The organism is Duganella sp. Root336D2 (genome assembly GCF_001425005.1).
Classification (GTDB): Bacteria; Pseudomonadota; Gammaproteobacteria; order Burkholderiales; family Burkholderiaceae_D; genus Rugamonas.
This window is the reverse complement of record NZ_LMDB01000033.1, coordinates 324,363-345,877: the sequence shown is the minus strand read 5'-3', so window position 1 is coordinate 345,877 and position 21,515 is coordinate 324,363. Positions and strand designations below refer to the sequence as shown.

20 protein-coding genes are annotated in these 21,515 nt (G+C 64.4%); 11 read left to right on the top strand and 9 right to left on the bottom strand.

Annotated elements, in window-relative coordinates; all coding sequences use genetic code 11:
* Positions 1-21 precede the first annotated feature (21 nt).
* Positions 22-2,310 carry a TonB-dependent receptor gene (locus tag ASD07_RS19900; RefSeq protein ID WP_055934244.1) on the top strand — a complete coding sequence of 763 codons (2,289 nt, stop codon included), beginning with the start codon at positions 22-24 and terminating at the stop codon, positions 2,308-2,310.
* Entirely contained in the window at positions 2,300-2,842 is a 543-nt protein-coding gene (locus ASD07_RS19895; protein WP_055934242.1) for an EAL domain-containing protein, read from the top strand. The genes ASD07_RS19900 and ASD07_RS19895 overlap by 11 nt, the downstream gene beginning before the upstream one ends.
* Here ASD07_RS19895 and ASD07_RS19890 read toward each other — a convergent pair.
* The gene (locus ASD07_RS19890) at positions 2,835-3,206 is read right to left on the bottom strand and encodes a group III truncated hemoglobin (protein WP_055934240.1); all 372 of its coding nucleotides are present in this window, start codon (positions 3,204-3,206) and stop codon (positions 2,835-2,837) included. The genes ASD07_RS19895 and ASD07_RS19890 overlap by 8 nt on opposite strands.
* 28 nt (positions 3,207-3,234) lie before the next feature.
* Here ASD07_RS19890 and ASD07_RS19885 point away from each other — a divergent pair, with 28 nt between their 5' ends.
* The 5 genes from ASD07_RS19885 to ASD07_RS19865 all read left to right on the top strand — a co-directional run bounded on the left by ASD07_RS19885 (position 3,235) and on the right by ASD07_RS19865 (position 6,184).
* Entirely contained in the window at positions 3,235-3,906 is a 672-nt protein-coding gene (locus ASD07_RS19885) for a glutathione S-transferase family protein (protein ID WP_055934238.1), read from the top strand.
* Between the two features lie 146 nt (positions 3,907-4,052).
* Entirely contained in the window at positions 4,053-4,379 is a 327-nt protein-coding gene (locus tag ASD07_RS19880) for a TIGR02452 family protein (RefSeq protein ID WP_255357022.1), read from the top strand.
* Complete coding sequence (locus tag ASD07_RS19875; RefSeq protein WP_055934234.1) at positions 4,376-4,918, top strand: NADAR family protein; 543 nt, start codon at positions 4,376-4,378, stop codon at positions 4,916-4,918. The genes ASD07_RS19880 and ASD07_RS19875 overlap by 4 nt, the downstream gene beginning before the upstream one ends.
* A gap of 47 nt (positions 4,919-4,965) precedes the next feature.
* Entirely contained in the window at positions 4,966-5,745 is a 780-nt protein-coding gene (locus tag ASD07_RS19870; protein ID WP_055934232.1) for a 5'-3' exonuclease H3TH domain-containing protein, read from the top strand.
* 7 nt (positions 5,746-5,752) lie between these two features.
* On the top strand, positions 5,753-6,184 hold the full coding sequence (locus ASD07_RS19865; RefSeq protein ID WP_055934230.1) for a response regulator: 432 nt from the start codon (positions 5,753-5,755) through the stop codon (positions 6,182-6,184).
* On the opposite strand, the gene mnmA is transcribed toward ASD07_RS19865, so the two are convergent.
* Together mnmA and ASD07_RS19855 are read right to left on the bottom strand one after the other, a co-directional pair.
* Positions 6,170-7,279 (bottom strand): tRNA 2-thiouridine(34) synthase MnmA, encoded by a 1,110-nt coding sequence (gene mnmA, locus ASD07_RS19860; protein WP_055934228.1) that lies wholly within the window; start codon positions 7,277-7,279, stop codon positions 6,170-6,172. The two genes, ASD07_RS19865 and mnmA, sit on opposite strands and share 15 nt — an antisense overlap.
* A 31-nt stretch (positions 7,280-7,310) precedes the next feature.
* Positions 7,311-7,793 carry an NUDIX hydrolase gene (locus tag ASD07_RS19855; protein ID WP_055934226.1) on the bottom strand — a complete coding sequence of 161 codons (483 nt, stop codon included), beginning with the start codon at positions 7,791-7,793 and terminating at the stop codon, positions 7,311-7,313.
* 164 nt (positions 7,794-7,957) lie between these two features.
* Here ASD07_RS19855 and ASD07_RS19850 point away from each other — a divergent pair, with 164 nt between their 5' ends.
* The 3 genes from ASD07_RS19850 to ASD07_RS19840 are packed head-to-tail and all read left to right on the top strand — an operon-like array spanning position 7,958 to position 10,953.
* Complete coding sequence (locus tag ASD07_RS19850) at positions 7,958-9,070, top strand: Re/Si-specific NAD(P)(+) transhydrogenase subunit alpha (protein ID WP_055934224.1); 1,113 nt, start codon at positions 7,958-7,960, stop codon at positions 9,068-9,070.
* A gap of 9 nt (positions 9,071-9,079) precedes the next feature.
* Positions 9,080-9,424 carry a proton-translocating transhydrogenase family protein gene (locus tag ASD07_RS19845; protein WP_055934222.1) on the top strand — a complete coding sequence of 115 codons (345 nt, stop codon included), beginning with the start codon at positions 9,080-9,082 and terminating at the stop codon, positions 9,422-9,424.
* Positions 9,421-10,953 (top strand): NAD(P)(+) transhydrogenase (Re/Si-specific) subunit beta, encoded by a 1,533-nt coding sequence (locus ASD07_RS19840; RefSeq protein WP_055934220.1) that lies wholly within the window; start codon positions 9,421-9,423, stop codon positions 10,951-10,953. Before ASD07_RS19845 ends, ASD07_RS19840 begins: the two co-directional genes overlap by 4 nt.
* 63 nt (positions 10,954-11,016) lie before the next feature.
* Here the strand turns inward: ASD07_RS19840 and ASD07_RS19835 are convergent, their stop codons facing one another.
* Genes ASD07_RS19835 through ASD07_RS19810 form a run of 6 tightly spaced genes read right to left on the bottom strand, consistent with a single transcriptional unit; the run spans position 11,017 to position 19,157 of the window.
* Positions 11,017-11,892 carry a TIGR02285 family protein gene (locus ASD07_RS19835; RefSeq protein WP_055934218.1) on the bottom strand — a complete coding sequence of 292 codons (876 nt, stop codon included), beginning with the start codon at positions 11,890-11,892 and terminating at the stop codon, positions 11,017-11,019.
* 6 nt (positions 11,893-11,898) lie between these two features.
* Positions 11,899-14,937 (bottom strand): hypothetical protein, encoded by a 3,039-nt coding sequence (locus ASD07_RS19830; protein ID WP_055934217.1) that lies wholly within the window; start codon positions 14,935-14,937, stop codon positions 11,899-11,901.
* A 15-nt stretch (positions 14,938-14,952) separates the two neighbouring features.
* A complete protein-coding gene (locus ASD07_RS19825; protein ID WP_055934215.1) occupies positions 14,953-16,089 on the bottom strand; it encodes a UbiH/UbiF/VisC/COQ6 family ubiquinone biosynthesis hydroxylase in 1,137 nt (378 codons plus the stop codon).
* The gene (gene pepP, locus ASD07_RS19820) at positions 16,086-17,402 is read right to left on the bottom strand and encodes a Xaa-Pro aminopeptidase (RefSeq protein WP_055934213.1); all 1,317 of its coding nucleotides are present in this window, start codon (positions 17,400-17,402) and stop codon (positions 16,086-16,088) included. The genes ASD07_RS19825 and pepP overlap by 4 nt, the downstream gene beginning before the upstream one ends.
* Positions 17,399-18,094 carry an N-acetylmuramate alpha-1-phosphate uridylyltransferase MurU gene (gene murU, locus ASD07_RS19815; protein WP_055934212.1) on the bottom strand — a complete coding sequence of 232 codons (696 nt, stop codon included), beginning with the start codon at positions 18,092-18,094 and terminating at the stop codon, positions 17,399-17,401. The genes pepP and murU overlap by 4 nt, the downstream gene beginning before the upstream one ends.
* Before the next feature lie 10 nt (positions 18,095-18,104).
* Complete coding sequence (locus ASD07_RS19810) at positions 18,105-19,157, bottom strand: aminoglycoside phosphotransferase family protein (RefSeq protein WP_055934210.1); 1,053 nt, start codon at positions 19,155-19,157, stop codon at positions 18,105-18,107.
* Between the two features lie 98 nt (positions 19,158-19,255).
* Between ASD07_RS19810 and ASD07_RS19805 the strand changes: the two genes are divergently transcribed.
* Positions 19,256-21,493 (top strand): LPS-assembly protein LptD, encoded by a 2,238-nt coding sequence (locus ASD07_RS19805; RefSeq protein ID WP_055934209.1) that lies wholly within the window; start codon positions 19,256-19,258, stop codon positions 21,491-21,493.
* Positions 21,494-21,515 lie beyond the last annotated feature (22 nt).

Genomic DNA, 21,515 nt, shown 5'->3' with positions numbered 1-21,515 from the left:
AAGAACAAGAAAGGAAGCATCATGAACACCCGCCTCATCCCCCTGGCCGCCGCCTTGCTGGCTGTCCTCCCGGCCCCGGCATTTGCCGATCACGAAGGGGAATCGCCGCTCAAGATGGTGGGCACCGTGGTCATTGCCGGCAGCCACCCGACTTCGCTGCCGACCCAGATCCCGACCACCATCGAGGGCATCACCCGCGCCCAGATCGAAGAGCAGGTCAACGCCAGCGATGCGGAAGATGCGCTGAAGTACCTGCCAAGCCTTCTGGTACGCAAACGCTATATCGGCGACTACAACCACGCCGTGCTGTCTACCCGCGCCTCCGGCACCGGCAACAGTGCGCGTTCGGCGGTGTATGCTGATGGCGTGCTGCTGTCGAACTATCTTGGCAACGGCGCTACGTTTGCGCCGCGCTGGGGCATGGTGGCGCCGGAAGAGATTGAGCGTGTCGACGTGCTGTACGGCCCATTCTCGGCGGCTTACGGCGGCAACTCGGTTGGCGCGGTAGTTGATTATGTGACGCGCATGCCGAAGCAATTCGAAGCGCATGCCCGCGTGGCGTATGTGCGCCAGCCGTTTGAGCTGTACAACACGAATATGACTTCGACCGCGCGTCAGTCCAGCATGTCGCTCGGCGACCGCCACGGCGCCTGGTCATGGTTTGTCAGCGTGAACCGGACCGACAGCGACGGCCAGCCCCAGACTTACACCACGCGCTCAATATCGAGCGGCGCGGCGGGCGGCAACGGCGTTCCTGTCACAGGTGCCGTGGCCGACAAGGACCGTACCAACCGCGACATCTACATACTCGGCACCGCCACCCAATACAGTACGGTGCAGGACCACGCCAAGATCAAGGTGGCATATGACTTTTCGCCGACCGTGCGCGCCAGCTACTCGCTGGGCTGGTGGCAGAATGATTCGAGCGGCACGCCCAATACCTACCTGCGCGATATGGCAGGCAAGGCTGTGTTCAGCGGCCCGGTATCGATCAATGACCGCGGCTTCACACTGGCAGCTTCCGATTTCAACTCCAGCAAAGAAGAATTGCGCCACCTGATGCATGGCCTGACGGTGAAGAGCAATACCAAGGGCGTGTTCGACTGGGAAGCGGCGGCGAGCCTGTATGACTACAGCCGCGACATCCTGCGCGCGCCAACTACCGCGCGCCCGGCAGCGGCAGGCGGCGGCGCCGGCCGTATCGTGGACCAGGGCGGCACCGGCTGGAATACCCTGTCGCTGAAAGGCGTGTACCGTCCGGATGGCATGCGCGGCGCGCACATCTTCGACTTTGGCTACCAGCGTGCGGCCTATAAACTGTCCACCATCGAACGCGCCACCACCGACTGGCTGAATGGCGAGCCGGGTGCGCGCAACCAGTCGTTCTCGGGCCGCACCAGCATCGACAGCCTGTACCTGCAGGACACCTGGAAACTGGCGCGGGACTGGAAAACCGTGCTCGGGGCACGCTTTGAACACTGGGAAGGACGCGACGGCGAAACCGCCAATGCGACCAGGGTCGTGAGCCACGCCAAACGCAGCGGCAATTATGTTTCGCCCAAGGCGGCGCTGGCTTTCCAGGCCAACGAGGACTGGACGCTGAAGGCGTCTGCCGGTCGTGCGATCCGCATGCCAACCGTGTCCGAGTTGTACCAGGGCGGCATCAACAATACCGGTACCCTGATCAACAACGACCCGAACCTGAAGGCCGAGCGCTCCTGGACCACGGAACTGGGCGCCGAACGCCTGGTCGGCAATTCCGCCCTGCGTATCACCGCGTTTTTCGAGCGCAACCGCGACGCGCTGTACTCGCAAACCAATGTGCTTGTCACGCCGAACGTGACCAATGTGCAGAACGTGGACCTGATCCGCACCCATGGCCTGGAAACCGCCTGGTCGAACGAGAACGTATGGATCGAGGGCCTGGACATGCAGGCCAGCCTGACCTGGACCGACTCCAGGATCAAGCGCAACGAGAAATTCCCGGCCAGTGAAGGCAAGTGGCAGCCGCGCATTCCTGAATGGCGCGCCAGCGCGGTGGCGACTTACCGGGTGAGCGACAAGCTGTCCGCCACGCTGGCTGCGCGCTACAGCGGCAAGCAGTACTCAACGCTGGACAACACCGACATCAACGGTTTCGCCTACCAGGGCGCCAGCAAGTATTTCACGGTCGATGCACGCCTGCGCTACCGCATCGACAAGCACTGGAGTGCCGCCCTCGGCATCGACAATGCCAACAACTACAAATACTGGAACTTCCATCCGTATCCCCAGCGCTCGTATTCCGCCGAGGTGAAATTTGATTGGTAACGCGCTCGAACTGGGCCAGTTTGAACTCTGGTGCCAGCCGCATGTGACGGCGCGCGACGGCAGCGTGTCACGCATCCAGGCGTCGGTGCGCTGGCGTCATCCGCAGCGCGGCGTGCTGCCGTTTTCCGCTTTCGCAGGCGAACTGGCTGCGGCCGGCCTGCAGCAGGTATTCGTGCTGCACATGGTATGCGATGCATTGGCAGCGCTGCGCATGTGGGAAGCCGACAGCTTCTCGCTGGCGCTGGATTTGTGCCTGCCGCTGCAATTGATGCCGGCGCTGGCGGCGCAGATCGGGGGCTTGCTGGCGCAAGCCGGTGTGGCGCCCGAGCGCCTGGTAGTGCGGGGTTCCGAGGTAGCCGGATGCTGCAAAGTCTCCAACCTGCTCGACTGGCTGCAGGTGTGCGAAGCGGGTTGCGCGCGCGCCGCCGGCGACTTCATCGTCGCGCCGCAACCAATGCAGGCCCTGCCTGCCGCGCTGCGCCGCTGGCAAGCCAGCTATTCGGTGATGAGCGCCGCCGATGCCTTCAGCTGAAATGCACCTGGCCGAAAAAGCCGTATTGCAGGCTTTGCGCGATGCGGCTGGCCACGATGCGGAATTCTTCCGCTACGGGCGGCTCGAACAAGCGGTCCACCGTCGACTGGAACAGCGCCAGCCAGCGCTGGAAATGCTGCGGCTGCACGCCCGGCAGGGCCATATGCTTGCCGTAGACATTGCCCTGGAAGCTCTTGGTGCCCAGCATGGTGGTGCTCCAGAATTCGACCATGCGCGCCAGGTGCGGCTCCCAATCATCGATGGCAGCATCGAACACCGGACCCAGTTCCGGATCAGCGCGCACGCCGCCGTAGAACTCATGGACCAGGGTTGCGATGGATTCTTGGGTCAGTGGTAAAGTCATGGCTCCATTTTAATCCTGCGGAGCGCACATGATCATCGTCCACCACCTCAATAACTCTCGTTCGCAGCGCGTGCTGTGGTTGCTGGAAGAGCTGGGGCTGGCCTACGAAATCAAGCATTACCAGCGCGATCCGAAGACCATGCTGGCGCCGCCGGAGCTGAGCAAGGTGCATCCGCTCGGCAAGTCCCCTGTAATCGAGCATGAGGGCACTATCGTGGCCGAATCGGGCGCCATCCTCGAGTACCTGGTGGAAAAGCACGGCAATGACCGGCTGGTGCCGCCGGCCGGCACGCCTGACAAGCTGCGCTGGCGTTACTTCATGCATTACGCAGAAGGCTCGCTGATGCCGCCGTTGCTGATGAAGCTGGTATTCGACAAGGTTGAATCGTCGCCGGCGCCGTTCTTCGTCAAGCCGATCAAGCGCGCCATTGCGCAGAAAGTGATGTCGAGCTTCGTGCAGCCGAACATCGACCGTCACCTGGCTTACCTGGAGTCCGAACTCGCCAATCGCGACTGGTTCGCCGGCAACGAGTTCAGCGCCGCCGATATCCAGATGAGCTTCCCGCTGGAAGCGGCGGCCGCACGCGGCGGACTCGGGGCCAGCCATCCACGCCTGCAAGCCTTCCTGCAGCGCATCCACGCTCGGCCCGCCTACCAGCGCGCCCTGGAGCGCGGCGGCCCGTACGAACTGCTGAAATAAACTTAGTGTGAAATTTAACCCGACTTAGTTGCGAAATAACACTAAGTGATTTATGATGTTCCTGCTTGATACCAAACAACAATAACAAGAAAGGAACATCACAATGACCAATCGAGAAATCCGTCGCGACTCGCGCTCCATGCATTGTGCAGAAGTCCGAAATGTATGAAGCGAACCGCGCGCACAAGTCGTGCATCTACCTGGACGACATGATTTATTCGCCCAAGGTGCCGGTGTTCCGCGATGACGATTACGGCCTGCTGGACGAACCGTTTGTGGCGTCGATGCTAACCGCGCCGGCGGTCAATCGCGGCGCAGTCGCACGCAATGAACCGCAGCGCCTTGGCGAACTAGAGGCGGCCATGCTGGCCCGCATTGACGCATTCGAGCACGTCACGTTTTCCGTTCTGGACCGAAAGGGCGCAGCAGCTGCCGCCTTTGAAGCGCAGTTCACTGGAGAAGAATTCAAATGAGAAATGTCGTCGAACTGTGCGAGCACATTCAAAACCACGGGCAACCCAAGATGCTCCTGTTCTGGGGACATCGGCCATCGAAGGACGGGGGCGTCACGAAGACGTGTTTCAGCCAATGGTTCGAGGCGGCGTTTGCTGTCGATGGCACCCGCTATCCGACGGCCGAGCACTTCATGATGGCGCAGAAGGCGCGCCTGTTCAACGATGCCGTTGCGCTTGGCCGCATCCTGCAATCGCCCAACCCCGCCGTGGCCAAAGCTGCCGGCCGCGAAGTGGAAGGCTTCGATGAGGAGGTTTGGGCGGAGAACCGCTGGGATATCGTGGTCAAGGCCAACCATGCGAAGTTTTCCCAGAACCCTGCGCTGCGGAAATTCCTGCTCGCTACTGGAGAACAAGTGCTGGTGGAAGCGAGCCCGGTTGATTTCGTGTGGGGAACCGGCTTTGCCGCGGATTCACCGCATGCAGAGAACCCGTTCGAATGGACTGGCATGAACCTGCTCGGCTTTGCCTTGATGGAAGTGCGCGCGCGCCTGCGATAGGACAACACAAGGATAGGGACCCGCTAGCTGTGCGGTAAAATGGCGGCATGACGGGAAGATTGTTGGCCATTGATGGTTTGAATATTGTGCGGCGTGTGTATGAGGCCAGTCCGGAGCCGGACTCCGACCTCAAAGCCGAGATAGCCATGCGCCATGCGTTCAACGCTTTCCAGCGCCTGGTCAACGGCCACGAGCCGACCCATATCCTTCCTGCCTTCGATTACGGCGGCCCTACCTGGCGCCATACCCTGTTCAAGGGCTACCGCGAAGGGCGCCAGCCGATGCCGGAAGTGCTGCGCGAGGCGCTGCCCGATTTCTACATGCAGCTGACCAGGATCGGCATGTGCCCGATTGCCATTCCTGACGTGGAGGCCGACGACGTGATCGGCACCGTGGTCACGCGCTGGCTCAGCGAAAACCGCGGCGAGGCGGTGGTGGCTACCACCGACAAGGACCTGCACTGCCTGATCGCCGAAGGCGCGCGCATCTGGGACCATTTCAAGTCCGAATGGCACGACCGCGCCTGGGTTGAGCAGAAGTGGGGCGTCACACCCGGCATGCTGCCCGACCTGCTGGCGCTGATGGGCGACGAAACCGACTCGATCCCCGGCGTCTCCAACGTCGGCGTGAAGACCGCCGCCAAACTGTTGCGAACTTACGGCACTCTGGACGCAATCATGGCCGGCGCAGGCATCCTGAAGGACAAAGTCGGCGAAAGCCTACGAAAAGAGCGCGAGATGTTGTATCTTTCTCGTCAATTGGTCCAACTAAAAACGGACGTCCGGATCGGCGTGAGCTGGAACATGCTGGCCTGGGACCACCGTTAAACTCCTGATGTTAAAAGCGGTCCTAATCGACAGCAGCGCCATTGCACGAGGCCTGCTCAACACGGTGCTGATCGACGGCGGCTACGACGTGGTCGGCCAGGCGCATACCTGCGTGGCGGGCAATGTGCTGCTGATCAAACACCAGCCCCAGATCATCTGCGTCTCGCGCGACTGCATCGAGGCCGACGAACCGTCCATGCTGGCCATGCGCAAGGATTGGCCGAAAGCCATGATTTTCATGATTTCGTCGGAATTCGACCAGGCCACGATCCAGAAAGCCCATACCATGGGCATCAACGGCTATATCGTGAAGCCGTTCAATGGCGGTACAGTATTGAAGACCATTCGCAATACCATTCTTGCGATGGTGAAGCGGCAGCAGAAGGCGCAGGCCGACGCGCAAGGCGCCAGCCCGGCCGAGGGATCAGACGAAGTTTGAACCGTTGATGATGCCGCCGCCCAGGCAAACGTCGCCGTCGTACAGCACGGCCGACTGGCCCGGGGTGACCGCCCATTGGGCATCCATGAATTTCAGCGCGAATTCGCTGTCGCCATCGGCGGCGACGTCGCAAGGCACGTCGGCCTGGCGGTAGCGGGTCTTGGCGCTGATACGTCCCGCTTCCGGCGCCACGCCGGCAACCCAGCTGGCCTGGGCTGCATGCAGCGCTTCCGACAGCAGCCATGGATGGTCGTGGCCCTGCACCACCCACAGCGTATTGTTTTCAACGTCCTTGCGCGCCACGTACCAGGCGTCCGACGAACCGTCGGCATTCTGGTAAGTCTTCACGCCGCCGATGCCGATGCCCTTGCGCTGGCCCAGGGTATAGAAGGACAGGCCGACGTGCTCGCCCACCACCTTGCCGTCCGGGGTCTTGATCGGGCCGGCCTTGTAGGACAGGTAGCGGTTCAGGAATTCGCGGAACGGGCGCTCGCCGATGAAGCAGATACCGGTGGAGTCTTTCTTGGCCGCGTTCGGCAACTGCAGTTTCTCAGCGATCTTGCGCACTTCGGTTTTCGGGATTTCGCCCAGCGGGAACAGGGTCTTCGACAGCTGCGCCTGGTTCAGGCGGTGCAGGAAGTAGCTCTGGTCCTTGGTATGGTCGACTGCCTTCAGCAGCTCGTGGCGGCCGCTCACGGTGTTGTGGCGCACGCGCGCATAGTGGCCGGTGGCGATCAGGTCCGCGCCCAGCAGCATGGCGTGGTCGAGGAAGGCCTTGAATTTGATCTCCGCATTGCACAAAACGTCCGGGTTCGGCGTGCGGCCGGCCTGGTATTCGCGCAGGAATTCGGCGAACACGCGGTCCTTGTATTCGGCGGCGAAGTTGACGGCTTCAATGTCCACGCCCACCACGTCGGCCACGCTGGCCGCGTCGATCCAGTCCTGGCGCGAAGAACAGAATTCGGAATCGTCGTCGTCTTCCCAGTTCTTCATGAACAGGCCGACAACTTCATAGCCTTGCTCTTTCAGTAACCAAGCGGAAACGGAGGAATCAACGCCACCGGACATGCCGATGACCACTTTTTTCTTGCTCATGTTGTAAATCGTCCAAACTTAGAGGAAGTCCTCAGACTTCCTCGAATACCGATACGTGGGTGTGCAGGATTTCCAGCGGGGCACGCTTGCCCGCCAAATATTCGTCCACGCAGGTGAGCAGCAGCGGGCTGCGGTGGCGTTCACGGCAGGCCGCGATTTCATCGCGCGTCATCCAGTGCGTACGCAGGATGCCATCATCCAGCGGCCGATCCGGATAGTATGCGCCAACTTCGCCGCAGAAAGCGAAGCGCAGGAATGTCACCAGCTGCCTGGTACGTGCCGAGCGGTAGCGCGACATATACATGCCCACCAGGGCGGTCGGGGTGAAATCGTAGGCGGTTTCTTCCAGGGTTTCGCGGACTACGGCCTGTTCCAGCGATTCCAGCGGATCGAGGTGGCCGGCCGGCTGGTTCAGGCGAATGCCGTCACTGGTTTCTTCCTCAATCAGAAGAAACTTCCCGTCGCGCTCTATGACGGCGGCGACTGTGACATTCGGTTTCCAGGTACGCGGCATGTTAGTCCATCCTCAGAAGACCCGACATTGTAGCCTGATCTTGCCTCTTCGTTGTTGCCCGGGTGTTAAATGCTTGTGCATTGCAACAATTCGGCACAGGTAATGTTGGCCGTAGAACATTTCATGTTAGATTTTAGTCAGTTTTTCCCACTATTGGAGGCATTATGAAGATTGGCGTACCGGCCGAGTCAAGGCCGGGGGAGACCAGGGTGGCGGCAACGCCCGAGACGGTCAAGAAACTAGCAGTCAAACACCAGGTGATCGTGCAGGCGGGAGCCGGCATTTCTGCCTCGGTGACGGATGAAGCATATGCAGCTGCCGGTGCCACCATCGGCACCGCCGCAGAGGCGCTGGGCGCGGAAATGGTACTGAAGGTACGCGCCCCGACCGCCGGGGAGCGCGGCCTGATGCAATCGGGCGCGGTGCTGGTCGGCATGCTGAATCCTTTTGACGGGGAAAACATTGCGGCCATGGCGGCTTCCGGCCTGTCCGCGTTTGCATTGGAAGCTGTGCCGCGTATCACGCGCGCGCAGTCGATGGACGTACTGTCCTCCCAGGCCAATATCGCGGGCTACAAGGCCGTGATGGTTGGCGCGAATACCTACCAGCGTTTCATGCCCATGCTGATGACCGCAGCGGGTACCGTGAAAGCTGCCCGTGTGCTGATCATGGGCGTCGGCGTGGCCGGGCTGCAAGCCATTGCGACCGCCAAGCGCCTGGGCGCGGTGATCGAAGCGTCCGACGTGCGTCCACCCGTGAAAGAGCAGGTGGAATCGCTCGGCGCAAAATTCATCGACGTGCCCTACCTGACCGACGAAGAGCGCGAAATCGCCAAAGGCGCCGGCGGCTATGCGCGCCCGATGCCGCCTGAATGGATGAAACGCCAGGCGGAGCTGGTGCATGAACGCGCCAGGCAGGCCGACATCATCATCACCACGGCACTGATACCGGGCCGCCCGGCGCCGGTGCTGATCTCCGAAGAAACCGTGAAGGCCATGAAGCCCGGCTCCGTCATCGTCGACCTGGCGGTGGAGCAGGGCGGCAATTGCCCCTTGTCCGAACTGGGCAAAACGGTCATCAAGCATGGCGTGCATATCGTCGGCGAGCCGAACCTGGCCTGTCACGTGGCGGCGGATGCCTCCGCCCTGTATGCGCGCAACGTGCTCGACTTCCTCAAGCTGGTGTTCGATAAAGAAGACAAGCTGGTCATCGACCGCGAGGATGAAATCATCAAAGCAACGCTGGTCTGCCACGGCGGCGAGCAGTTGCGGAAATAGGAGGCGGGAATGGAAGTCAGTCACACCATCATCAACCTGATCATCTTTGTGCTGGCCGTGTATGTGGGCTACCACGTGGTCTGGACCGTCACGCCGGCGCTGCATACGCCGCTGATGGCGGTAACCAATGCCGTATCGGCCATCATCATCGTGGGCGCCATGCTGGCGGCCGCGCTGACCGAAGGCCTGGTTGGACAAATCATGGGCACGGTCGCCGTAGCGCTGGCCGCGGTCAATGTCTTCGGTGGCTTCCTGGTCACCCAGCGCATGCTGGAGATGTTCAAGAAGAAGGAGAAAAAGGCGCCTGCGGCAGGTGCTGCGGCTTCGGCCGCCGAGAAGGAGGCCAAGGCATGAGCTTCATCACCATGAACCTTGTCACGATGATGTACCTGATCGCGTCTGTCTGCTTCATCCAGGCGCTGAAAGGGTTATCGTCGCCGGCAACGGCACGCAAGGGCAATGCCTTCGGCATGGCCGGCATGGCGATTGCCGCCGCGACCACCATCGCGCTGATCCTGCGCCTTAAAGCGGATATCGCCGCCGCATCGGAAGGTGCGGAAGCGGTGGCTGCGGCGGCACGCGCCCTCGGCATGGACGTGCAGGCGCGTTCCGGCTCCGGCGGCCTGGGCCTCGGCCTGGTTGCACTGGGCGTGGTGGTTGGCGGCGGCATTGGCGCCTTCCTCGCCAAGCGCGTCGAGATGACCAAGATGCCGGAGCTGGTGGCAGCCATGCACTCGCTGATCGGCATGGCGGCGGTCTGCATCGCCATTGCGGCGGTGGCCGAGCCGCACGCCTTCGGCATCGCCGCGCGCGGCCAGGCGCTGCCGGTCGGCAACCGCATCGAGCTGTTCATCGGCACCTTTGTCGGCGCCATCACTTTCAGCGGTTCGGTGATCGCCTTCGGCAAGCTGGCGGGCAAGTACAAGTTCCGCCTGTTCCAGGGCGCGCCGGTAGTGTTCAGCGGCCAGCACATGCTGAACCTGGTGCTGGCGCTGGTCATGGTCGGCCTGGGCCTGGTGTTCGTGTTCAGCGGCGGCAGCGAGCCGGCCTGGACCCCGTTCCTCATCATGACGGCGATTGCCTTCGTGCTGGGCGTGCTGATCATCATCCCGATCGGCGGCGCCGACATGCCGGTGGTGGTGTCGATGCTGAACTCGTACTCCGGCTGGGCAGCGGCGGGCATTGGCTTCTCGCTCAATAACTCGATGCTGATCATCGCCGGTTCGCTGGTCGGTTCTTCGGGGGCGATCCTGTCCTACATCATGTGCAAGGCGATGAACCGCTCGTTCTTCAACGTGATCCTGGGCGGCTTCGGCGGCGACACTTCCGCGGCAACGGCAGGCGGCGCGCAGGCGCAGCGCAACGTGAAATCCGGCTCCTCCGACGACGCCGTGTTCCTGATGCAGAATGCCGAAACCGTGATCATCGTTCCCGGCTACGGCCTGGCGGTGGCGCGCGCCCAGCACGCGCTGAAAGAACTGGTCGAAAAGCTGGGCCACCACGGCGTGACGGTGAAATACGCGATCCACCCGGTCGCAGGCCGCATGCCGGGCCATATGAACGTGCTGCTGGCGGAAGCCGAAGTGCCGTACGACCAGGTGTTCGAGATGGAAGACATCAACAGCGAATTCGCGCAGGCCGACGTGGTACTGGTGCTGGGTGCGAACGACGTGGTGAACCCGGCGGCGAAGGATCCGAAATCCCCGATCGCCGGCATGCCGATTCTCGAGGCCTACAAGGCCAAGACCATCATCGTCAACAAACGCTCGATGGCATCCGGCTATGCAGGCCTGGACAACGAGCTGTTCTACATGGACAAGACCATGATGGTGTTCGGCGACGCCAAGAAGGTCCTGGAAGACATGGTGAAAGCCGTCGAATAACCACAGCCCAGCCCGTGTCACACCATGGGGTCACACCCCAAGTGTGACACGGGCTCTTCTGCTTTAGTGGGCGGGTTTGGCGCGCTGGCGCTGGAATTCGTTGATCTGTGCGGCGTAGCGTTGCTGCGAGGCTTGGGTGTGCCAGCTGTTCTGCGCTCTGATCATGGCGGCGGCGCCTTCGGGTGTGCCGACGATCTGGTCGATGCGTTTCACCGTTGCCATGCCCCAGGCGTTGCGCGGGCAGGCGATGCCGCCCAGCATGGGCTTGTTGTTTTGGGCGATCGGCACGGTTTTCAGCAGGCCGATCTCCGGTTCCGATTTGCTGGCGTATTGCAGTGCGTAGTCGTAGTCGAGGGTGTAGTCGGCGCGGCCATGCACCACCAGCTTCAGCACATTGCGTCCGTAATCGCCCACCGAGGTGGTCTCCAGCCTTGAATTGGCGGGGCGCTTCGCCAGCAATTCATCCACTGCCGCACCATAGCTGCGGCGTTCCACCACGATGCCGCGCAAGACGGGATCGGTCAGCAATTTCTGCAAATCGGCTTCGCCATGCGCGTTCAACGGCAGGTGCGGCAAGGTCCTTTCCTGCACCACGAGCTGCAGCGGCGGCACCAGGTTGGTGTTGACGAAGTAGGCCAGCTTGTCCCTTTCGGCATTGCGCAAGGCCGCCACTACGCAAGCTTGCTCGCCGCGCTCGATCATCAGCCAGGTGCGCTTCGGGTTGGCGTAGATGAAGCGGTGGTCGGCGTCGGGCCAGCGGGCCGCGATGTACAGCGCGATCTGGTCGGCGATGCCGGTGGTGGGCTTGCCGTCCACCGGCATCGAGGCGGGCGGCACGTCGGGCATCAGCCAGGACATCCTGTCGCGCGCCTGGCCTGTTGCCGGCAGCAGCGAAGCAAGCAGGGCAAGGCGTGCGGCGATGGCGGCAGGATGCGTCATACTGGACTAGCCTTCCGCCGGGCCGGCGCGGCAGCGCTCAAAGGCGCGCAATCGGTCCCGGTCCCCCTCAATGCAGCGCTGCCAGCGCTGCACGGGATCGGGATGGCGCCATTTGATCTGGTCGATGGCCTGCCTCACTGCCCCCGTGTCTTCCTCGTGGACTTGCGCCAGGCGCTCCAGCATGGACACGGCTTCCGGCCCGCCGCTGTGGGCCAGGGCGGAAATGAGCGGTGCGCGGACGTGGCGGTCTTGCTGCGCCAGTGCGCTTTGGGCAAGGTCACCGGCCTTGCGGCTGAAACGCATCAGGACACCGAGGCGGCGCGCGGCGCGGCGGCGGGCTGCTGCGTGGGACGCTTGTTCCGTGTCCTGCAGGGCCAATTGGCCCTGCAGTTGCGCCAGCAGTGCCCCCACCAGGGCGGCGGACCTCGCCGCATCATGCGTTGCCATGGCCTGCGCATACGCCGCCAGCAAATCGGGATCGCTGGCTTTGCCGCTGTACTGCTGCAGTACAGCGCCGGCTGCCGGGCCGGCGCCGGCCAGCGCTGCTGCGATATCGTCACGTTCGGCCTGGGTGGCAGCTTCTTCCAGGCGCGCGCACAGCCAGGCCGCGGCACGCTGGCTGCCGGTCCTGCCCAGTGCGGCGAGCAGGGTGCTGCGCCAGCGCTGGAGCGTGGGGTCGCTTAGCGCCTCGAGCAGGGCCTTGTCGCTTTTCGCCGGCAGTTGCCGAAAGCGCGACAGCAGCATGACGGCGGCCTGCTTTTCCTCCGGGTCCTTGCCTTGCAGCGCGCCCGCCAGGTATTCGGCCAATGCCGGCGGTGGCGCCTGATAGCCATGCACACGAGCGATATTGTCGGCCGCAACGCGGCGTACCAGGGGCATCGGATCGCCTAACTGCTTCGCCATATGGGGCAGCGCGGGCCGGGCGCGGGCGCCGACGTCGCCCAGATAGTCGCTGGCGCCCTGGCGCACAGCCGGATCCGCGTGGGCCAGCAGCGGCGCGACCGCCGCTACACCGGCGTCATCGAGCTGGCGCAGGCTGGTGCATGCTTCGGGCTGCATTGCGGGGGAATTCTGGAGGCAGTGCTTTTGCTTCGCCAGCTCCTGGGCCAGTACTGTCGGCGCCAGCAGCGGGCCATCGCCGTGGCGCTTGCCGGTGAGCACAAAGCGCAGCGTGGCGGGCGGTCCGCCGCCATATTCCCACAGCGCGGGCTGCTGTAATGCCTGGCGCAGCGCTGCTTGCGAATCGGCCGGAATATTGCCGGCATGGGCCAGCACTTCGGCGCCGTAATAGCGGCCGCCGGGGCTGGCGGTTTCCAGCACATGGCGCGCCAGCAGGCGCGTGTCCGCTTCCGATTGCAGCCCCCAGCGCCCCAGGAAGTAGCGGCCGCCCGGGTCGCCCAGCATATAGGCGAAGCGCTTGTCGTCCAGGAGTTGCAGTAGCTGTGGCAGGGCGGGACGCGCGGCTTCGCCCAAGCCCAGCAAGGCGGCCAAAGCCCTGTCGGGGGCTGTTGGCAGCAGCTGCAGCAATTCCGGCAGGGCGCGGCGCCGGGCCAGTTCCGGCACCGTATCGCCGATGTAGCTCAGCGCGGGATCGGCGTAACCGGGGGGCTGCATCGCCAGTGCCGCAAGCCTTTCCGTTGGCAGGGTGGCGATGAAGCCGGGCGCCCGGTGTAGCGCTTCCAGCGCGGATCCGTAGGCCCGCGTAAGGTCGCCGCGCTCGATGCCTGGCGCGCCTGCCGGGCGCCCTGCAGTGCGGCTGGCCCGATACAGTGCCACGACCTGCGGCTCTGCTTCCAGCGCCTGCATATGTGCCAGCACCGCCGCAGCCTTGGCGCGCACCGCCTCGTTTTCGTGCTGCAGCAGGGGCAGCACGCGCGGGCTGCCGCCACGGGCCAGCACGCCGAGGTCGATAAAGCGCTTGATGGCTGGCGGGGAGAAGGCACTGCGCCTGCCGATGATCTCGCTGGAGTCCCAGCTGCTGTCATGCAGGGCTGCCACCAGTGCGGGCATGCTGCGCTCCAGTTGCTGCGCCGCCGCCTGACGGGCAGCGGGCGTGCCGATGGCGTCCAGTGCCTTGATCCACTGCACCTGTTCGTCCAGGTTGGACGGCTGCAGCGCCAGCAACAGCGGCAGGGCGACATTGCCCATTCGGGCCGCGTAGCCAAACGCTTTGCTGCGCACCAGGAACGCCGCGGCTTCGGGGCTGCCGGTACCGGCCAGGGCGGCGGCAATCCAGCGGTAGCTGCCGTGCTCGAAAAATGGCACAGGCCCCGCCGCATACTGCGCCAACGGACCCGCTTCGTCTGCCAGGACGACCAGCCGCGGCACCAGCGAAGGCGGCAAGGCGCCGAGCGCTTCAACCTTTTCGGCGTCGACCCGGGGCACCCCGGAGTTGCCCTTGCCTGCGCCCTGATAGATATAGCGCTCGAACTGCTCGGCCATGCCAATGCCTACCTGTGGCAGTATTTCCCAGTGCCCGCCGTCCATCAGCTGCGGTGCCAGCGCCTGTGCGTAGTCACCCATCTCGCCTACGCATATGGCTGCCGTCCGGGCCTGGAGTTCAGCGCCGCCTGCCAGGGCCGCCTGCAGGGCCGGCAGCGCGCTGGCGGCGGCGTCGGCGGCATAGCCAGTTCGGCCGGGGCCGCACGGCGGCGACGCGCCGGCAGCCGGCGCGGGCAGCAGGCTGGCGAGGGCTGACGAAGGAAAGCCGAGGTGGGCCAGCGTGCGGCTGCCGCCGCCGTAGGCGTCCGAACCCTGTTCCCGGTACACCTGCCACCATCCAGTTGCACGCAAGTCCGGCGCCCCGCTGCCCAGCAGCGCAACCCAGGCATTCATGGCAGGCTTGCCGCGCGCGGCCAGGGCTGATACCGCGCATTCGCGGACATGCTGGTCGCCGGCGTCGGTCATGGCGTGCAGCAGGCTGGTAACGGAAGCGCTATCGGCGCCGATATCCGGGCACGGCGGCGGCCGTGGCGGCGGAGTCGCAGCCGCCTGCTGCAGGTGGGCCAGCAACAAGGCGGCGAGCAGGGGGCGCAGCGCGGGCATGTTCAGGGTGCCTGCTTAACGGCGGCCGTACATCATCAGCTCGGCCAGCACGGCGCGCGCCGGGGCGGCGACGTCGATGGCTGCCAGGCCGAGGCCGAGCAGCGGCTGCAGCGCCGATTCATTGGCGAAGATGCGCGCCATGGTGTCGGTCAGGCGCACGGTCAGCTTGCGGTCCTGGCGGCGCTGGGCGGCGAACTGCTCCAGTGCTTGCGGCGTGGCGCCGCGTGCCAGTACGCGCGCCAGTTCGGCGGCGTCGCGCAGGCCCAGGTTCAGGCCCTGGCCGGCCACCGGGTGCAGGGTCTGGGCGGCGTTGCCGATGGCCACGCTGCGCGCGCTGCCCGTGACGCCGGCGTTCAGGCCGAGCGGGAAGGCCAGGCGGCGCGTGGCGTGCGTGAACTTGCCGAGGCGCTCGCCGAAGGTTTCGCCCAGCTTGGTGAGGAAGGCGGCATCGTCCAAGGCGAGGAGCGCTTGCGCGCTGGCGGGGCGGGCGCACCAGACCAGGGAGTAGCCGTCGTCCTGTGGCAGCAGGGCCAGCGGGCCTTCATTGGTGAAGCGTTCATAGGCGCGGTGCGCCACCGGGGCGCTGGTGTTGACCTGGGCGATGATGGCGGTTTGCCGGTAGTCGCGCGTTTCGGCCTTGTCGACCTGCTCGCCGAACAGGCCGCCCTCGGCCTGCACCACTACGGCTGCGCGCAGCAAGCGCGCAGCCTGGCCTTCGCTTTCGAGGTGCAGGGCGACGCTGTCGGCCGCTTCGTCGCTGCCGCTGACGCGCACCGGGCGCAGGGCGCCGATGCCGAGCCGGTTGCACACGGCGCCCAGCGCTTCGACGATGGCGCCGTAGCGGGTGACGTAGCCTAGCGCCGGCAGCCTGTGTTCGTCGCGCGTGATCATGCTGCGGCCGAACTGCCCGCGCCGCGAGACGTGGATGTCGTGGATGGCGGTGGCGTGGATCGGCCAGGCGCCGACCTGCTCTAGGATCTGGCGGCTGCCGTAGGACAAGGCCAGGGTGCGCGGGTCCTGCATGGCGTGTTCCAGCGGCTTGGCGTCCACCAGCACGATGCGGGCGGCATCGGCGCCGCGGTTCACCAGCAGCGCCGCCAGCGCCATGCCGGCCGGGCCGGCGCCGCAAATGGCGATATCGTAATCGATCATTTCATCAAGGCTTCAATCTCGGCCACCGTCCTGGGTGCGCCGCCTGTCAGCAGTTGGAAGCCGCCGTCCCGGACGATCACGTCGTCCTCGATGCGGATGCCGATATTCCAGTATTTCTCCGGCACGCCTTCGGCCGGCCGCACGTAGATGCCGGGTTCCACCGTCATCGCCATGCCGGCTTGCAGCAGGCGCGACGGCTTGTCTTCGCGCGCCACGTCGCGGTACCGGCCGACGTCATGCACGTCCATGCCGATCCAGTGTCCGGTGCCGTGCATGTAGAACTGCGTGTATGTCTTTTCGGCCAGCACTTCGTCCAGCGTGCCTTGCAGCAGGCCGAAGTCCAGCATGCCCTGCGCCAGTACCTGCACTGCGGCGTCGTGGGCGTCGTGGTATTTGCGGCCCGGCCCGATGGCGTCGAAGGCAGCCTGCTGCGCAGCCAGCACAAGTTCATACAGCTCGCGCTGGGCGGGACTGAAGCGGCCGTTGACCGGGAAGGTGCGGGTGATGTCGGAGGCATAGCCATCGAGCTCGCAACCGGCATCGATCAGCACCAGGTCGCCATCCCGGGTGCGGCGGTTATTGGCGTTGTAATGCAGGACGCAGGCGTTGGGTCCGGAGGCCACGATCGGCGTATAGGCCGGGAACTGGGCGCCGTGGCGGCGGAATTCGTGCAGCAATTCGGCTTCCAGCTCGTATTCGAACACGCCTGCGCCGCGGGTGCCGGCGAAGCGCATGGCGCGGGCGTGGGCGCCCGCGGAGATTTCGCCGGCGCGCAGCATGATGGCGCTTTCGTGCTCGTCCTTGAACAGGCGCATTTCGTCGACCAGCGGCGGCAGGTCGCGCAGCACGGGCGGCGCAGTGGTGCCGCTGCGCGAAAACCTGCGCACGCCGTCGAACCAGCGCCGCTGCTGCTCTTCGCCGCCGCGTGCCAGCGGGGCGTACAGCGCGCTGGCGTTGGACAGCAGGCGCACCATATGTTCGTCCAGTGCGCCGGCCGGGAAGGCCAAGTCGAAGCCGAATGCATCGCGCGCAGCGTCGGGGCCGTAGCGGTAGCCGTCCCAGATTTCCGATTCCAGGTGCTTCTCGCGGCAGAACAGCAGCGCTTGCGCGGCAGCGTTGCCGCGCGGCGCCGCCAGCACCAGCACCGCTTCCGGCTCGCTAAAGCCGGTCAGGTAATAAAAGGAGCTGTCGTGGCGGTAGGGGTATTCGGTGTCGGCATTGCGCGTGACTTCGGGCGCGGTGCCGATGACCGCCACGCTGCCCGGTTCCATCTGGGCCAGCAGGCGCGCACGGCGGTCGGAGTAGGGTTTCATGCGTTGAGTTCTTCCAGTTGGCGCACGGTGCCGACGTTGACCCATTCATCCTGGTAGATCTCGCCGCCGATGCGGCCCTGGTCGGCATATTCGAACAGCAGCTTGCCCAGGCCTGCCTTCTGGCCCGGTTTAATGCCGGCGAACATTTCGGGGTGGTACACGCCGATATTGGCGAAGTTCCACTTCGGCGTACCCTGGCCGGAAACGGTGTACAGCTTCAGCGCGAAGTCGCCTTCCGGATTGTGCCAGGGATTGGGCGTCAGCCAGATCCAGGCGATGTCGCGCACATGGGCGGGGTACGGGTCGCCGCGGTGGTCATTGTCCTTCAGTACGTCCAGCGCTTCGGAAAAATCGAAGTGCGGGCAGTAGATGTCGCCCGACAGCACCAGGAAGGGCTCATCCCCCAACAGGTGCAGCGCGTTGGCAACGCCGCCCGCCGTTTCCAGCGCTTCCGCTTCCGGCGAATACTGGATCCTGGCGCCGAACTGCGCGCCGTCGCCCAGCGCTTCCTCGACCATGTGGCCGAGGTGGGCGTGGTTGATGACAATCTCCGTGATCCCGGCACGCACCAGGTTCATGATGTGCCAGACGATCAGCGGGCGGCCGCGCACCTTCAGCAGCGGCTTGGGGCAGGTGTCGGTCAGGGGCCGCATGCGTTCGCCGCGGCCGGCGGCGAGGATCATGGCTTTCATGCGTCGCCCCTTAGAAGGTGTAGCCGACTTGCGGCGCGGAGCCTTCCAGCGTATCGAGCAGCTTGATCAGCGGCTTGAGGTCGCGGTAGCGGTTGGCGGTCTTGCGCACGTACTCCATCACGGTCGGCAGGTCGCCCAGGTAGTGCGGTTTGCCGTCGCGGTAGTTCAGGCGGCAGAAAATGCCGAGGATCTTCAGGTGGCGCTGCAGGGCCATGTATTCGAAGTCCTTGTAGAAATCGTCGAAGTCCTTTTTCACCGGCAGGCCGGCGCTGCGCGCGTGCTGCCAGTAGCGGATCAGCCAGTCCAGCACCAGTTCCTCGTCCCACGACACGTAGGCGTCGCGCAGCAGCGAGGCGCAGTCGTAGGTGACCGGGCCCCATACCGCGTCCTGGAAGTCGAGGATGCCGGGGTTGCCCTCGTCCATCCACATCAGGTTGCGCGAGTGGTAGTCGCGGTGCATGAAGACCTGGGGCTGGGCCAGGCAGTTGGCCAGGATCGCCTCGAATACCTTGTCCAGTTCCTGCTGCTGCTTTTCGTCCAGGGTGGTGGCCAGGTGCTTGCCGATGTACCACTCGGGGAAGATATTCAGTTCCCGCAGCATGAAGGCGCGGTCGAATTCCGGCAGCACGCCGGGCTGGCTCGCCTGCTGGATCCTGACCAGGGCCGACAGCGCTTCGGCGTACAGGGTGGCGGCCGAATCATGGTCAAGGGCCTGCAGGTAGGTGGTGGTGCCGAGGTCGGACAGCAGCAGGAAGCCCTGCGCGATGTTTTCGGCGGCGATTTTCGGCACCGACACGCCGGCAGCTTCCAGCAAACCCTGGACTTTGACATAGGCCGGCACGTTTTCGCGCTGCGGCGGGGCGTCCATGGCGACCAGGGTGGCGCCGTGCAAGGCGCGCTGCGCTGGCAGCACGTCGAGGCGGAAATAGCGGCGGAAGCTGGCGTCCTCGGAGGCCGGGCGCGCCGAAGCGACGTCCACCAGGCCGGTACTTTGCAGCCATTCGGTGAGCTCGGCAAGGCGCGGATCGGCGGCCGGGGATGGTGAATTAGATAATAAAGACATTAAAGCAGCCTGCGAAATCGAGTGAGTGGTAAAGATTCCCATATAATAAGGGATTCACATTAAAAAATCGCCTTTATGGTGTTTCACGCGCCCCACCCATGACCCGGTTCCTGGCACTCCCCAACTCCAAGCGCTGGGCGTTCGCCTTGACCGCCATTGCCGCCGCCACCACGGCGATGTCTGCCCATGCGCAGTCGCATCCTGCCGCCAAACGCCCGCCGCACGTGGAAGACAAGAATGCACCGACCACCGTGCGCGCGGAAGACATGACCGGCCGCCCGGAGCGCGACCTGCGCCTGCTGCGCGACGTGGAAGTGGTGCACGACAAGACGCGCGTGACCGCCGATGCGGCCAGCTTCCAGCAGGTGGAACAGGAACTTGAGGCCAAGGGCAATGTGCGTCTCTGGCGTTTCGGCGACTATTACACCGCCGATGAACTGAAGCTGAACATGGAAACGGCGCGCGGCTATGCGCTGCAGCCGACCTATCAGCTGGAAACCAATAATGCCCAGGGCAAGGCGCAGCGCATCAATTTCCTGAACGAGGATGAAGCCCAGGTGGTGGACGGCACCTACAGCACCTGCCAGGGCCCGAACCCGGACTGGTACGTGAAGGCGCGCTCGCTGAACCTGGACCAGGGGCGCGACGTCGGCACCGCCGGCGCGACACTGGTCTACTTCAAGGACGTGCCGATCCTGGGCACGCCGGCCATGTCGTTCTCGCTGTCGGGCGCGCGCCGTTCCGGCTGGCTGCCGCCGACCCCGTCCTATTCTTCGCGCGGCGGGGCCGAACTGCTGGTGCCGTATTACTTCAATATCGCGCCCAACCGCGACCTGACGCTGTACCCGCGCTATATCTCGCGCCGCGGCCTGCAACTGGGCGCGGTGGCGCGCTATATCGGCGAGACCGACGCCGGCAACGACTACGAGGGCAGGACGCTCGTCGAGTACTTGCCGAACGACAAGGAAGCCGACCGCGACCGCTGGCAGCTGCATACCGTGCATACCCAGCACCTGGCCAAGGACTGGACCTACGGCTGGAACCTGCGCGCCGCCTCGGACAACAACTACCCGAGCGACTTCTCCAAGACCGTGTCCTCGTCGGCCGAGCGCCAGCTGCTCAAGGAGCTGCGCACCGATTACGGCGGCGAATTCTGGAGCCTGACCGCGCGTGCCCAGAAATACCATGTGCTGCAGGACCCGGGCTGGCCGGCCGACCCGTCGCTGTTCGTGTCGCGCCCATACGACCGCCTGCCGGCCATCAACCTGCACGCAGCGCGCTATGACGTCGGCGGTTTCGACTGGCAGCTCGATTCGGAGCTGACCCGCTTCTGGCACCCGGACCTGATCAAGGGCAACCGCATGGTGGTGGTGCCGCAGGTCAGCTACCCGATCATCGGCCCCGCCTACTTCGTGACGCCGAAAGTGATGCTGAACGCCAGCGCCTACCAGCTTGACGAATTTGGCACGGATCCATCGCGCTCGCTGCAGCGCGCCGTGCCGACCTTCTCGCTCGACTCGGGCCTGGTGTTCGAGCGCGACACCAAGCTTGGCGGCAAGAAGCTGACCCAGACCCTGGAGCCGCGCCTGTTCTACGTCTACACGCCGTACCGCAAGCAGGACCAGTTCCCGAACTTCGACACGGCGCGCGCCGACTTCAGCTTCTCGCAGATTTTCAGCGAGAACCGCTTCGTCGGCTCCGACCGCATCGGCGACGCCAACCAGGTAACGGCGGCCGTGGTGTCGCGCTTCCTGGAATCTTCCGGCGCCGAGCGGCTGCGCCTGGCGTTCGGCCAGCGCTTCTACTTTGCCGACCAGCGCGTGCAGATCGACAATACGACGCCGGTCAACACCACCCGTTCCGACATGCTGCTGGCAGCCACCGGCCGCATTTCCAATTCCTGGGGCATCGACAGCCTGGTGCAGTACAACCCGAGCACCAGCAAGGTCACCACCTCGAATATGTCGCTGCAGTACACGCCGGGCACCTACAAGGTGATCAACGCCGGCTACCGCTATGTGCGCGACAATTTCAAGAATGCCGACCTGTCGGCCCAGTGGCCGATCTCCGACAGGTGGTTCGGCGTGAGCCGCGTCTCGTACTCGCTGCGCGAGCACAAGATGCTGGAAAGCGTGGTGGGGCTGGAATACAACTGCGATTGCTGGGTGTTCCGCATGGGCGCGCAGCGTTTCGTCACCACCGCCAAGAAAAACTCGACCCAGTTCTTCTTCCAGCTGGAGCTGAACGGCCTGTCCAAGCTTGGTTTCGGCAACCCGCTGGAGGTGCTGAAAAACAGCATCCCCGGCTACCGCCGCGTCAACGAAGGCGTGCGTTAAGCTTTCGATTTCCTCAACACTG